Below are 13,578 nucleotides of genomic sequence, written 5' to 3' on the forward strand. Positions count from 1 at the left end.
AAGAACCGGCTACCCGGGCCTCACAGGAGGAGGCCCGGGTAGCGGAAAGCTACCTCTGCCGACAGGTTCGGCGAGGTCAAAACCAAGGGGCGCATGAGCAACCCTTTAAATGTTGTTAATGGAGAGTTTCACAATGGCATTTGACGCGTATATCCAAATCGACGGCATCCCGGGCGAAGTACTGGATGCAAAGCACAAGGACTGGATCGAAGTGCTGGGCTACGAGTACGGCGCCACCCAGGCCACCTCGGCTACCGCCAGCTCCTCGGGCGGTGCGTCGTCCGAGCGTGTTGCCCTGAGCGACTTCAAGATCCGCAAGGCGGTCGACAAGGCTTCGGCCAAGCTGTTCGAACACTGCTGCACCGGCAAGCACATCGCCAAGCTGAAGCTGAACGTGAACCGCGCCGGTGGTGACAAGGTCACCTACCTGACCATCGACATGGAAGAAGTCGTGGTCTCCTCGGTGCGCTTCATCGCCGGTGGCAACCAGAACGGTGAAGACAAGGCTGTGAGCGACCTGCCGGTCGAAGAAATCAGCTTCAACTTCGCCCGCATCAAAACTACCTACACCCAGCAGAACCGCACCGACGGCCAGGCTGGCGGCAACATCGTCGGCGGCTGGGACCGCACCGCGAACAAAGTGTTTGCCTGATAACCTGCGTACCCGGGGGCCGCTACGGCGGCCCACATCCCACAGCGTGCCAGGTGACCTGGCACGCTGTTCATCTGCCATGACCAGAGTGTTTTATGCCTGAAATCCTCAATGACCTTTCGCTGGCAACGCTGACCGCACCCATCGAGGGTGGCAGTGGCGAAGACTTGAGCTTCTCTGCCTTGTTCGACCAGATCAAGGAGGCGCGCCGGGCAGACCCTGACTACCTGACCCAGGGCGACTGGCAAACCGACCTGAAGACCGCCGACTGGGAGCAGGTGGTCAACCTGTCGGCCCAAGGGCTGGCGCAGCAAAGCAAGGACCTGATGCTGGTAGCCTGGCTCAGCGAAGGGTTGGCCCAGCGTGAACATTTCGAAGGCATCACCTTTGGCCTTCGGCTGACCGAACAGGTACTGGAAGCATTCTGGGACACGCTGTACCCAACACTCGAAGATGGCCTGGACGAACGCGCTGCGCGGCTGTCCTGGCTGAAGACCACGCTCACCGACATTGCCGGTGGCTTGCCCATTACCCAAGGGCAGAATTTTGGCGTGTTGCGCTATGACGAATCACGCTACGTAGAAAACCTTGCCTTGCAGAACCCCAAGGCAATGCAGACCGCGCTGAACGAAGGCAAGATCAACGCCGAAATCTTCCAGCGCTCGGTGGCGCTTAGCGACACCGAACACCTGCGCACCAAGGCCCTGCAGATCGCCGCCAGCCTGGAGGCCTGCAAAGCCCTGCAAGCCAGTGCCGACCGCCTGTTCGGCCATGAGGCGCCCAGCTTTGCCAGCCTTGCCGACATGCTGTCGCGCGCCAGCCAGCTGGCTGAAAAACTGCTCAAGGACCGCGGTGTCGAACTGCACCCCGCCACTGTGGCAGCGGCAGAACCCGAAGCCACTGTTGCCCCCACCAGCGAAGCAGGTGAACCGATGAACACACCCGTCCAGGCCACCACGCCTGCGCCGATGCGCACGACGCCCCTGACCCGCGACGAAGCCTTCACCATGCTTGCGGGTATCGCCCAGTTCTTCAAGCAGAGCGAACCGCAGAGCCCGGTGCCTTACCTGATCGAACGCGCCATCAAGTGGGGCAACATGCCGCTGGAAGGCTGGCTGAGCGATGTGATCAAGGACAGCAACGTGGTGGACAACATTCGCGACGTGCTGGGCACCCGCGAGCCAAGATCCTGATGCTGTATCGGCTACCCGCGAAGAGGCCGGTACAGGCACCACAAATACTGCTAACGTGAGTGCTCTCAACCGCCAAGGACCGCTCAGATGCCGCCACGTTCACCCGCCCCCACCGGCTTCATTCGCGTTCGTGGCGCCCGCGAGCACAACCTGAAGAACATCGATGTGGATATCCCTCGCGACGCGCTGGTGGTATTCACGGGGGTGTCCGGCTCGGGCAAGTCCTCGCTGGCCTTCTCCACCCTCTACGCCGAAGCCCAGCGCCGCTACTTCGAATCGGTGGCGCCCTATGCCCGGCGCCTGATCGATCAGGTCGGCGTGCCGGACGTCGACGCCATCGAAGGCCTGCCGCCGGCCGTGGCCCTGCAGCAGCAACGCGGCACGCCGAGTGCACGTTCCTCGGTGGGCAGCGTGACTACACTGTCCAGTTCGATCCGCATGCTCTACTCCCGCGCCGGCAGCTACCCGGCCGGGCAACCGATGTTGCATGCCGAGGACTTCTCGCCCAACACCCCGCAAGGTGCCTGCCCGGAGTGCCATGGGCTGGGGCGGGTCTATGAAGTGAGTGAAGCGACCATGGTCCCCGACCCGTCGCTGACCATCCGCGAACGGGCCGTAGCGGCCTGGCCGATGGCCTGGCAGGGGCAGAACCTGCGGGACATTCTGGTGACCCTGGGCTATGACGTCGATACCCCCTGGCGCGACCTGCCCCAGCAGCAACGCGACTGGATTCTCTACACCGAAGAAACACCCACGGTGCCGGTGTATGCCGGCCTGACCCCGGCGCAGACCCGCGCTGCGCTCAAGCGCAAGCTCGAGCCGAGTTACCAGGGCACCTTCAGCGGTGCCCGGCGCTACGTGCTGCACACCTTCATGCACTCGCAGAGCGCGCAGATGCGCAAGCGTGTGTCGCAGTACATGCGCCCCAGCCCATGCCCGCAGTGCCAGGGCAAGCGCCTCAAGCGTGAGGCGCTGGACGTAACCTTCGCCGGCTGCGACATAGGCGAGCTGTCGCGGTTGTCGTTGCAGGCGCTGGCCGAGGTGTTCCGTCAGGTTGCTGCGCCAGGCTATCTGGAGCAGCACGACGGCAACCTGACCCTGGAAAAACGCCTCGCCGCGCAACGCATCGCCAACGAACTGCTCGAACGCATCGGCCCCCTGCTCGACCTGGGCCTGGGCTACCTGGCCCTGGAACGCAGCACCCCTACCCTGTCCTCTGGGGAGCTGCAACGCCTGCGCCTGGCCACCCAGCTGAACTCGCAATTGTTCGGCGTGATCTACGTGCTGGACGAGCCGTCGGCCGGCTTGCACCCGGCCGACAGCGAAGCCCTGTTTGAAGCGCTGCAGCGCCTGAAGCAGGCTGGCAATTCGGTATATGTGGTGGAGCACGACCTGGATACCATGCGTCGTGCCGACTGGCTGGTGGATGTAGGGCCTGCCGCTGGCGAGCATGGCGGCACCATTCTCTACAGCGGGCCGCCCGCCGGCCTGGCCCGGGTCGAGCAGTCATGCACCCGGGCCTACCTGTTCAGTACATTGGCCCAGGCCACGCGCACACCTCGCCAGGCCCGCGACTGGCTGAAGCTCGAAGGCATCAGCCGCAACAACCTGCACGACCTCAGTGCCGCATTCCCGCTGGGTTGCTTTACCGCCGTCACCGGTATTTCCGGCTCGGGCAAGTCGAGCCTGGTCAGCCAGGCTCTGCTGGAGCTGGTGGGGGCGCACCTGGGCCATGCCGACCTGCGCAGCGAGCCTGAGGAGCAGAGCCTGGAAGATGAACCCGAACAGGCCAGCGGCGGGTTTGTCAGCGCCGGCCTTGGCAGCATCAAGCGCCTGGTGCAGGTCGACCAGAAACCGATCGGCCGCACGCCTCGTTCCAACCTGGCCACCTACACCGGCCTGTTCGACCATGTACGCAAGCTGTTCGCTGCCACCGAACAGGCCAAGGCACAAGGCTTCGATGCCGGGCGTTTCTCCTTCAACGTTGCCAAGGGGCGCTGCGAGAACTGCGAGGGCGAAGGCTTCGTCAGTGTCGAGTTGCTGTTCATGCCCAGCGTCTACGCGCCCTGCCCGACCTGCCATGGCGCTCGCTACAACCCGGAAACCCTGGCGGTGAGCTGGCAAGGCATGAACATCGCGCAGGTGCTGCAATTGACCGTCGACCAGGCCCTGCAAGTGTTCGCCGAGCAGCCAGCGGCGCGCCGCTGCCTGCAGGTGCTGCAGGACATCGGCCTGGGCTATTTGCGCCTGGGGCAGCCGGCCACCGAACTGTCCGGCGGCGAGGCGCAGCGCATCAAGCTGGCCACCGAGCTGCAGCGCATGGCCCGCGGGGCGACGCTGTATGTACTGGACGAACCTACCAACGGTTTGCACCCGCAGGACATCGACCGGCTGCTGGTGCAGCTCAACCGCCTGGTCGATGGCGGGCACAGCGTGGTGGTGGTCGAGCATGACATGCGGGTGGTCGCGCAGAGCGACTGGGTGATCGACATCGGCCCTGGGGCCGGGGATGCCGGGGGCCAGGTGGTGGTCAGCGGCACGCCACAGGTGGTGGCCGGGTGTGCTGAAAGCCGCACTGCGGCGTTTCTGGCCAAGGCCTTGTAGCGGCTGCACCGGCCTCTTCGCGGGTAAACCCGCTCCTACAGGTACTACACAGCTTGCAAGATCTGTGGTGACCCTGTGGGAGCGGGTTTACCCGCGAAGAGGCCGGTGCAGGCTGTAGACTGTTTTTTTGCAACGACCGCTCAAGTACAGTCTGCCACATGGACAAATACGCCCCACGCCAGTGGCTCCCCCACGAAAAACCCAGCCTGCCGGGCTCTCCCTCCACGCCCCTGCACACACCCGCCAAACGCCTGGCCTACGGCGTGGTCGGGCTGCTGGTGGCGATCACTGGTGGCCTGGGCAACGCGCTGGTCACCGCCAACCTGGTATTCCTGCAGGGTGCGCTGGGCGCAACCACAGCGGAGATGGCCTGGCTGCCGGCCGCCTACGTAATGACCAACGTGTCCATCAACCTGCTGCTGGTGAAGTTCCGTCAGCAGTTCGGCCTGCGCGCGTTCACCGAGGTGTTCCTGGTGCTCTATGCCTTGGTCACCTTCGCCCATCTGCTGGTCAACGACCTCAACTCGGCCATCGCCGTGCGGGCGGCCCATGGCATGGTCGGTGCCGCGCTCAGCTCGCTGGGGCTGTACTACATGATCCAGGCGTTCCCGGCGCAATGGCGGTTGAAGGCTATGGTGCTGGGCCTGGGCGCCTCGCAGCTGGCGTTGCCGCTGGCGCGGATATTTTCCGAAGACCTGCTGCAGATCGCCGAATGGCGCGGCCTGTACCTGTTCGAGCTGGGCCTGGCGCTGGCCGCGCTGGGCTGCGTGCTGATGCTCAAGCTGCCCCCGGTGACCGCTTCAAGACCTTCGAGCCGCTGGACTTCCTTACCTTCTCGCTGATGGCCAGCGGCACCGCCCTGCTTTGCGCCGTACTGTCACTCGGGCGTATCGACTGGTGGCTGGAGGCGCCCTGGATCGGCATGGCCCTGGCGGCCTCGATCGCGCTGATCTTCAGCGGCCTGGCCATCGAGCACAACCGCCAGAACCCGCTGCTGATGACCCGCTGGCTGGGCAGCGGCGCAATCATTCGCCTGGCCCTGTGCGTGGTGCTGATCCGCATGGTCACCTCGGAGCAGTCCACCGGGGCGGTCGGCTTCCTGCAAGCGCTGAACCTGGGCAGCGAGCAGATGCGCACGCTATACGCGGTCATGCTGCTGGGCGCGGTGGCAGGCCTGGCCAGCAGTGCCCTCACCATCAACCCCAACCACCTGGTGATCCCGCTGTTCATCTCGCTGCTGGCCATGGCCACCGGCGCCTTCATGGACAGCAGCTCGAGCAACCTCACCCGCCCGGCACAGATGTACCTCAGCCAGTTCCTGCTGGCATTCGGCAGCACCTTCTTCCTCGGCCCATCCATGGCCCTTGGCATCAGCCATGTGCGCGCCAACCCGCGCAACCTGGTGAGTTTCTCGGTGCTGTTCGGCATCTGCAACAACCTCGGCGGCCTGATTGGCGCGGCGCTGCTGGGAACCTTCCAGACCTGGCGGGAGAAATTCCATTCCAGCCACCTGATGGACCGCCTCAGCTACCTGGAACCGTTGGTTACGGCCCGCGTGCAAAGTGGCGGTGGCGGCTACGGCGGCATCTTTGCCGACCCGGCCCTGCGCAGCGAAGCCGGCATGCGCCTGCTGGCCAGTGCCGCCACCCGCGAGGCAAACATCATGGCCTACAACGATGTGTTCGTGCTGATCGGCAGCATCGCTATCCTGACCATGATCTGGATCTGTATCCGTAGCACCTGGCTCTGGCACACCAAACGCCGGGCCCTTTCCCCTGACTCCACCCCCGGCGCGCCCACCCGATGACCGACAACACCCGCACCACGACCACCACCGCCATCGCCGAAACCCCGGAAGGCGCCACGCCGCCCAGCGAGCCGACCAGCCCGGTGCGTTCGCGGCGGGTGCGTATCCTGTCGTCGATCAGCTTCGCCTGTGTGGCCCTGGCCGGCATTCTGCTGGTGCTGTATGCCTGGCGCCTGCCGCCATTCAGCAGCGCCATCGAAAGCACCGAGAACGCCCTGGTGCGCGGCCAGGTAACCATCATCGGGCCGCAGCTGAGCGGCTATATCGTCGATGTGCCGGTGCATGACTTCCAGTTCGTCAAGGCCGGCGACCTGCTGGTGCAACTGGACGACCGTATCTACAAGCAACGCCTGGCTCAGGCCATCGCCCAGCTGCAGCAACAACAGGCGGCCCTGGCCAACAACCTGCAGCAGCGCAACAGTGCCGAAGCCACCATTGCCCAGCGCCAGGCCGCCATCGGCGATGCCGCCGCCCAGGCAACCAAGGCCAGGGCCGACCTCGGCCGCAACCAGGCGTTGGTCAGCGATGGCTCGGTGTCGCGGCGCGACCTGGACCTGGCCCGAGCCAGCGAAGCTGCAGCGGTCGCCAGCCTGGCCCAGGCCAAGGCAGCACTGGAAATCGCCCGCCAGGACCGCGAAACGGTGGTGGTCAACCGGGCCGCGCTGGAGGCCTCGGTGGAAAACGCCAAGGCCGCCGTGGAACTGGCCCGCATCGACCTCGACAACACCCGCGTCACCGCCCCGCGCGACGGCCAGCTGGGGCAGATCGGCACGCGACTGGGGGCCTATGTCAATTCCGGTGCGCAGTTGATGGCGCTGGTGCCCGACACCTTGTGGGTGATCGCAAACATGAAGGAAACCCAGATGGCCAATGTGCGCATTGGCCAGCCGGTGAGTTTCACCGTGGATGCGCTGAACCATCTGAAGCTGCATGGGCATGTGCAGCAGATCTCACCGGCCACTGGCTCGGAGTTCGCCTTGCTGCAGGCGGACAATGCCACCGGCAACTTCGTCAAGATTGCCCAGCGCATACCGGTGCGGATCACCGTGGATGCCGACCAGCCGGAGGCTCGGCGCTTGCGGCCGGGGATGTCGGTGGTGGTCAGTATCGATACCCGTGGCGAACAGTGATGTTGCCTTTACCGGCCCAATCGCCGGCAAGCCAGCTCCCACAGTTACGGTGCAGCTCTCAAGGCCTGTGGTGTACCTGTGGGAGATTGCCCAGCCCTTTGGGCTGCGCTTTCGCGCAGAGAACCAATATCGCTCGTCTGACGCGTCCTTTGTAGGAGCAGCCTTGTGCTGCGAAGAGGCCGGTACAGACAATAGACAGGCTTTGTCAGCCCCGGCCTCTTCGCAGCACAAGGCTGCTCCTACAGAACCTCGCCGAACCAAGGAGTCATGTGTTGTTCTATGAGAGCTGGCTTGCCGGCGATTGGGCCACAGCAGCCCACACAGAGATGCCGTCTTGCCATGATTGCGCCGCTCTAGCCCGTAGGTTCTAATCGCGCACGACCCGTTTGCCTTTGTCACTCAAGGAAGTGTCACCATGTACAGGAAGATCGTGCCGCTGGCGCTGTTGGCAACCCTGGCCGGTTGCTCGAACAGCGAGGAAACCAGCGAGGCCAGTTTCCAGAAGGCCGCCCAGGCCTACCTCGATACCCAGTACCCACACTGCTTCGTCATCAGTTCATTCCCGACCAAGACCCAGGACTTCGACCTCCATGGCACCAACAAGGCGTTGCATGCCCTGGCCCAGGTAGGTGTGGTCAGCGAAAAGGAGATCTCGCGCACCGAGGTGCCCGCCCGCCTGTGGCAAGCGGCACGCACGGACATCTACTACGCCTATGACCTCACCGACGAAGGCCGCAAGTATTACAAGGCGGATAACGGGCTGTGCTTCGGCAAGGCTCAGGTCACCGCGATCGAGCAGTTCAGTGAGCCGAGCGAGGTGACTGGGCAGAAGATGTCGAATGTGACCTATGCCTACAAGATCACCGGGTTACCGGCTTGGGCCGGGGATGAAGGGGTCAAGGCCAGCATTGCCGAACTGGGCAAGGCGGTGGCCAGCAATGAAGCACCGCTCAAGGAAACCCGGGCGATGGTGCTGACCAGCCAGGGGTGGCGGTTGCAGGAGAAATAGCCGTTTGCTTTACCGGCCTCTTCGCGGGCTCGCCCGCTCCCACAGGTGCACCACTTTTTTTGAGAGCTGCGCTGTACCTGTGGGAGCGGGCATGCCCGCGAAGAGGCCGGTACAAGCGGCTTACATCCACCAGGCCAGCACCACCGGCAACCAGGCAAACGACAGCACCGTGGAACACATCACCAGGTTCGCTACCTGCTCCGGCTCGCGGTTGGCGCGCACCGCCATCAGGTAATTGAACACCGCCACCGGCATCGCCGACTGCACCACCAGCACCGCACGCTCCAGGTTGCCCATGCCCAGCGCCGCACCTACCGCCCAGCCCACGGCAGCCCCCAGGCCAATGCGCAAGCCGCCCAGCAGCATGCCGCTGCCCACATGGCGCAGGCGAATGCTGGCCAGCGACACGCCCAGTGTCAGCAACATCAGCGGGATGGTCATGCCGCCCAGCAGGTCTGCGGTATTGGCCAGCCAGCGCGGCAACTCGAAATCGAGGAAGATGATCGGCATGGCGCCGGCCAGGCTGATCACGATAGGGTTGCGCAGCAGTGCCTTGAACGAAGCCGCAGTACCGGAAATGGCCATGCCGAGGGTGAACTGCACGATCGACAGGGTCAGGAAGAACGCCACGGCCAGGGCCAGCCCGTGTTCGCCAAAGGCATAAAGGCTGATCGGCAGGCCCATGTTGCCGGTGTTGGGGAACATGAACGCCGGCAACAGCACACGCCAGTGCATGCCCGAAGCGCGGCACACCAGCAAGCCGGCCAGGGCCATGCCCAAGGTGCACAGCAGGCAGGCCATGGCCATGCTGGTGAAGGCGTTCGGGTCCAGCTCGGTGCGGCTGAGCGTGGACAGCACCAGCGACGGGGTGCCGACGGTCATCACCACCCGGGCGATGAATTCGGTGGGGTAGTCCAGGCCCTTGCGGGCCCAGGCATAGCCGATGCCGGCGACGATGAAAACCGGGGCCAGGACGGCGAACAGCGAAGCGAACATGGGGGCCTTCCTTGGGGGTGGGCCCCGCATTATGCCGCAGTCTTCGGGATTGCCGGGGCTGCGTTGCAGCCCAATCGCCGGCAAGCCGGCTCCCACAGGTACAGCGCCAAGCCTTGAGGTATCACCACCATGCGGGAGTAGCTGTCTTGTGTTGCCTGTTCTGGCCTCATCGCCGGCAAGCCGGCCCCCATAGGTACTGCACAATGCTTGAGGGCGATGCAGTCGAGGTGGGAGCTGGCTTGCCGGCGATTGGGCCGCAAAGCGGCCCCGGGATGTCCGCCCAAGACGCATTCGTGTCGCCCACAGACTGCGGCGTCTCGTCGCACACCCAAGCCCCTTGGGCAAAACCGCGCAAGCCCGTAGAATCGCGCTTCCTTTTCGCCCGTCGCCTTGAACGGTGGCAACCGGCAACGTCGCATCCAGCCCAGGCACATCCGTGCAGCCACTCGGCCCCGTTCGGGTCGAGCCGGTGTGCGCGTCCGAAAAGGCGCTCATTCCGCTCATCCAACTAGAGGTACCTATGTCTCCGCGTTTGCTGGCCATGGCGCTGGCGCCCCTGCTCGGGCTGTTCATCATTGCCCTGGGCAACGGCTTCATGTCTTCCCTTACCACCCTGCGCCTGGGCGCTGCCGGCGAATCAGCCACCACCATCGGTGTGGTCTCCTCGACCTACTTCATCGGCCTGACCCTGGGTGCCATCTTCAACGACCGGCTGATCCTGCGCATCGGCCATATCCGCGCCTATACCAGCTTCGCCTCGCTGATCGCCGTGACCATCCTGCTGCAAGGCCTGTTCTACGACGTCACCTGGTGGTCGGTGCTGCGCCTGATCAACGGCTGGGCGGCAGTGGGCGTGTTCCTGGTGATCGAAAGCTGGCTGCTGCTGGCCGGTGACGCCAAGATCCGCGGCCGCCTGCTGGCGCTGTACATGATCGCCTTCTACGGCGCCGGGGTCATCGCCCAGGCCGGCCTTGGCGAAATCACCCAGATGGGTGACACCGCACCGTTCATGCTGGCCGGCGTGCTCGCCGCCCTGTCGGTACTACCCATCGTGATCCTGCCGCGGGTGTCGCCACTGCTGGACCAGGTCGAACCGCTCAAGCCGCGCCAGTTGCTGGGCGTTGCGCCGTCGGGCCTGGTCGGCTGCTTCGGTTCGGGTGTGGCCATTGCCGGCATCTATGCCCTTCTGCCGCTGTACCTGCAGCGCATCGGCCTGGATGTGGGCGAGGTCGGCAACATGATGGCCTGGGTAATTCTGGGTGCCATGCTGCTGCAATACCCGGTCGGGCGCTGGTCTGACCGCAAGGACCGCCAGGATGTGCTGATCGCCCTGGCCGGGCTGTGCGTGCTGCTGTCGCTGGTGACGGTGTTCCTGCCGCCTGACTCGATCCTGCTGCCGGCGATGCTGTTCCTGCTGGGTGGTGGCGTGTTCACCCTGTACCCGGTGGCGGTCAGCCATGCGGCCGACCGCGCGCCATCGGATGCACTGGTGCCGATGATCCAGGGCCTGCTGCTGATCAACTCGCTGGGTTCGGCCATGGCGCCGGTGGCGATTTCGCCGATGATGACCGAGTTTGGCGAGGCCGGATTGTTCTGGGCCTTTGCCGTGGTCAACCTGGCCATGGTGTGCTTCTTCATGTGGCGCCGAGGCAAGCGCCCGGCGGCAGAACACCCGGCTCCGTTTACAGCTTCGACCACCTTCTCGCCGACCGGTGCCGAGCTGCGGGTGACCGAAGATCTGATGCACGCGGCGCAGGAGCACCCACCGCTGGAGCCGGTGGAGAGTGCTGCGCCAGCGCAGGCGCAGCGTTCAGAATCGCATTGACTCCGGGGCTGCCTTGCAGCCCTTTCGCAACACAAGGCCGCTCCCACAGGGGCCGCGCAGGTTTGTGGATCTGGCTTTAGCCATTCACCAGGTTGGCCGGGCGCTCACCAGCCAGGGCACTGAGCAGGTTGTCCACCGCACAGCGCGCCATGGCCTGGCGGGTTTCCTCGGTCGCCGAGCCGATATGCGGGGTCGCCACCACGTTGTCCAGCTGCAACAACGGCGACTGCGCCGACAGCGGCTCCTGCACGAACACGTCCAGGCCGGCGCCGCGTATGCGCCGGGCACGCAACGCTTCGATAAGCGCTTGCTCATCCACCACGCGCCCGCGGGAAATGTTCACCAGGATTGCCTGGGGCTTCATCAGCGCCAGCTCCCGCGCGCCGATCAGGCCTTCGGTGCTGGCACTCAGCGGCACGGTCAGGCAAACGAAATCCGCCTGCTGCAACAGCTCGTCCAGGCTGCATTGACGCGCAGCATGGCGCGCCTCCACCTCTGGCTTTGCACGCTGACTGTGATACAGCACACGCATGCCAAAGCCGGCCGCGGCGCGCCGGGCCAGGGCCTCGCCGATGCGGCCCATGCCGACGATGCCCAGCGTCTTGCCGTGCACATCACTGCCGAAATGCGCCGGGCCGAGGTTGGCCTGCCAGTTCCCGTCTCGCACCCAGTTCGCCAGCTCCACCACCCGCCTGGCGGTGGCCAGGATCAAGGCGAAGCCCGTGTCGGCGGTGGTTTCGGTCAGCACGTCGGGCGTGTTGGTCAACATCACGCCACGCCGGCTGAGTTCGGCGATGTCGTAGTTGTCGACACCGACCGAAACGCTGGACACCACTTCAAGCTGTGGCGCCAGGTCGAGCAGGCTGGCGTCCAGGCGCAGGCTGGCCCCCAGCAGCCCGTGCGCACCCGGCAAGGCATCGCGCAGACGGGCCAGGCCATCGGGCTGGGAGGTATCCACCCAGGTCACCTCGACGCGCTCTTGCAGGCGTGCCATCAAGTCGTCGGACAGGCGTTTGTACAGGACGATTCGCTTCTTCATTGCACAGGTTCCTAATGGTTCATGGCCAGACGCGAGTTGCCGCGCTTGGCCCGGCCAGATGTCTGGGAAGTATTGAGCGCGGCGGTAAGCGCCACTGCGGCCAGCAGCGCACCGCACATGAACAGGTAGGAGGCACCAGGCCCGCCGGTGACGCCATTGAGGTAACCCACCAGCCACGAGCCACCGAACGAGCCCAGCGCGCCCATGCTGTTGATCAGTGCCATGGCACCACCGGCGACGTTGGCCGGCAGGATCTCGGGCACGATTGCGAAGAACGGGCCATAGGGTGCGTACATGCAGGCGCCGGCGACCACCAGCAACGCGTACGACAGCCAGAAGTGCTCGCTGCCCAGGGCGTACGAGCCATAGAACGCAACGGCGGCGATCAGCAGTGGCGGCCAAACGAAGCGCTTGCGCTTCTGCAAGCGGTCGGACGCCCACGACACACCGACCATGCCCAGCACCGCCGCCAGGTAAGGTACCGACGACAGCCAGCCGGCCTGCACGATGTCGAGGTTGGCCGCCTGCTTGAGGATCGACGGCAACCACAGCACGAAGCCATACACACCGATGCTCCAGCAGAAGTACTGCAGCGAAAGGATGATCACCTGCGGCGAGCGGAACGCCTCGCGGTAGTTCTTCACCGGCTTGATACCTTGCTGCTCGGCAGCCAGCGCCTGCTCAAGGGCGGCCTTTTCCTGCGCGCTCAGCCAGTTCACCTGGGCCGGGCGGTCATCCACCAGGCGCCACCAGAAGAACGCCCAGACGACGGCGGGCAGGCCTTCGATGATGAACATCCAGCGCCAGTCGTAATGCTTGACCAGGTAGCCCGACACCACCGACATCCACAGGATGGTCACCGGGTTGCCGAGGATCAGGAAGGTATTGGCGCGCGAACGCTCGGCGCGGGTGAACCAGTGGCACAGGTACACCAGCATGGCCGGCATCACCGCCGCCTCCACCACCCCGAGCAGGAAGCGGATGCCGATCAGCATGTAGACGTTGCTGACCACGCCGGTGAGCGTGGCAAGGCCGCCCCAGAGTATCAGGCAGACAAAGATCAGCTTCTTCACACTGCGCTTTTCGGCATAGATGGCACCGGGCACCTGGAAGAAGAAGTAACCAAGGAAGAACAGTGCCCCCAGCAGCGAAGACAGTGCGGGGGTGATATGCAGGTCTTCAGCCATGCCGGAAGCGGCGGCGAACCCGTAGTTGGCGCGGTCCAGGTACGCCAGGCTATAGGTGAAGAACACGATCGGGATGATGTACCACCAGCGGCGAGGTGCCAGGCTTTGGCTTTGCATGGTTCGTTTCTCCTGAGCT

Annotated in this window: 9 protein-coding genes and 1 pseudogene; 7 read left to right on the forward strand and 3 right to left on the reverse strand. The window is 64.7% G+C overall.

Translation table 11 applies throughout. From position 1 onward, the window contains the following. Nucleotides 1-133: 133 nt before the first annotated feature. From CAG18_RS03205 to CAG18_RS03230, 6 genes and pseudogenes are all read left to right on the forward strand, one after another. The gene (locus CAG18_RS03205) at nt 134-652 is read left to right on the forward strand and encodes a type VI secretion system tube protein Hcp (RefSeq protein ID WP_013972759.1); all 519 of its coding nucleotides are present in this window, start codon (nt 134-136) and stop codon (nt 650-652) included. Nucleotides 653-747: 95 nt separating this feature from the next. Continuing rightward, a complete protein-coding gene (gene tssA, locus CAG18_RS03210) occupies nt 748-1,845 on the forward strand; it encodes a type VI secretion system protein TssA (protein WP_003260519.1) in 1,098 nt (365 codons plus the stop codon). A gap of 87 nt (nt 1,846-1,932) precedes the next feature. Continuing rightward, nucleotides 1,933-4,449: an excinuclease ABC subunit UvrA gene (gene uvrA / locus CAG18_RS03215; RefSeq protein WP_038409691.1), complete on the forward strand. Its 2,517-nt coding sequence runs from the start codon at nt 1,933-1,935 to the stop codon at nt 4,447-4,449. A 158-nt stretch (nt 4,450-4,607) separates the two neighbouring features. Beyond that, a pseudogene (locus CAG18_RS03220) lies at nt 4,608-6,256 on the forward strand (MFS transporter). Then, complete coding sequence (locus tag CAG18_RS03225) at nt 6,253-7,386, forward strand: HlyD family secretion protein (protein ID WP_015270502.1); 1,134 nt, start codon at nt 6,253-6,255, stop codon at nt 7,384-7,386. The pseudogene CAG18_RS03220 and the gene CAG18_RS03225 overlap by 4 nt, the downstream one beginning before the upstream one ends. Nucleotides 7,387-7,801: 415 nt before the next feature. Continuing rightward, nucleotides 7,802-8,395, forward strand: coding sequence for a hypothetical protein (locus CAG18_RS03230; RefSeq protein ID WP_085720314.1), 594 nt, complete (start codon nt 7,802-7,804; stop codon nt 8,393-8,395). Between the two features lie 120 nt (nt 8,396-8,515). Here the strand turns inward: CAG18_RS03230 and CAG18_RS03235 are convergent, their stop codons facing one another. Then, the gene (locus tag CAG18_RS03235; protein ID WP_013972763.1) at nt 8,516-9,391 is read right to left on the reverse strand and encodes an AEC family transporter; all 876 of its coding nucleotides are present in this window, start codon (nt 9,389-9,391) and stop codon (nt 8,516-8,518) included. Nucleotides 9,392-9,911: 520 nt separating this feature from the next. Between CAG18_RS03235 and CAG18_RS03240 the strand changes: the two genes are divergently transcribed. Next, a complete protein-coding gene (locus CAG18_RS03240; RefSeq protein WP_015270504.1) occupies nt 9,912-11,216 on the forward strand; it encodes an MFS transporter in 1,305 nt (434 codons plus the stop codon). Nucleotides 11,217-11,292: 76 nt separating this feature from the next. On the opposite strand, the gene CAG18_RS03245 is transcribed toward CAG18_RS03240, so the two are convergent. Next, nucleotides 11,293-12,255, reverse strand: a complete 963-nt coding sequence (locus tag CAG18_RS03245) for a D-glycerate dehydrogenase (protein ID WP_015270505.1) — start codon at nt 12,253-12,255, stop codon at nt 11,293-11,295. An 11-nt stretch (nt 12,256-12,266) separates the two neighbouring features. Next, nucleotides 12,267-13,559: an MFS transporter gene (locus CAG18_RS03250; protein ID WP_015270506.1), complete on the reverse strand. Its 1,293-nt coding sequence runs from the start codon at nt 13,557-13,559 to the stop codon at nt 12,267-12,269. Between the last annotated feature and the right edge of the window lie 19 nt (nt 13,560-13,578).

Origin of the sequence: Pseudomonas sp. B22(2017) (assembly GCF_002113105.1) — a bacterium.
GTDB classification, from domain to species: domain Bacteria; phylum Pseudomonadota; class Gammaproteobacteria; order Pseudomonadales; family Pseudomonadaceae; genus Aquipseudomonas; species Aquipseudomonas asiatica.

Excerpts from the sequence above, each read along its gene's own strand:
- CAG18_RS03205 (WP_013972759.1), top strand. The coding sequence starts at position 134 with ATGGCATTTGACGCGTATATCCAAATCGACGGCATCCCGGGCGAAGTA.
- tssA (WP_003260519.1), top strand. The coding sequence starts at position 748 with ATGCCTGAAATCCTCAATGACCTTTCGCTGGCAACGCTGACCGCACCC.
- uvrA (WP_038409691.1), top strand. The coding sequence starts at position 1,933 with ATGCCGCCACGTTCACCCGCCCCCACCGGCTTCATTCGCGTTCGTGGC.
- CAG18_RS03225 (WP_015270502.1), top strand. The coding sequence starts at position 6,253 with ATGACCGACAACACCCGCACCACGACCACCACCGCCATCGCCGAAACC.
- CAG18_RS03230 (WP_085720314.1), top strand. The coding sequence starts at position 7,802 with ATGTACAGGAAGATCGTGCCGCTGGCGCTGTTGGCAACCCTGGCCGGT.
- CAG18_RS03235 (WP_013972763.1), bottom strand. The coding sequence starts at position 9,391 with ATGTTCGCTTCGCTGTTCGCCGTCCTGGCCCCGGTTTTCATCGTCGCC.
- CAG18_RS03240 (WP_015270504.1), top strand. The coding sequence starts at position 9,912 with ATGTCTCCGCGTTTGCTGGCCATGGCGCTGGCGCCCCTGCTCGGGCTG.
- CAG18_RS03245 (WP_015270505.1), bottom strand. The coding sequence starts at position 12,255 with ATGAAGAAGCGAATCGTCCTGTACAAACGCCTGTCCGACGACTTGATG.
- CAG18_RS03250 (WP_015270506.1), bottom strand. The coding sequence starts at position 13,559 with ATGCAAAGCCAAAGCCTGGCACCTCGCCGCTGGTGGTACATCATCCCG.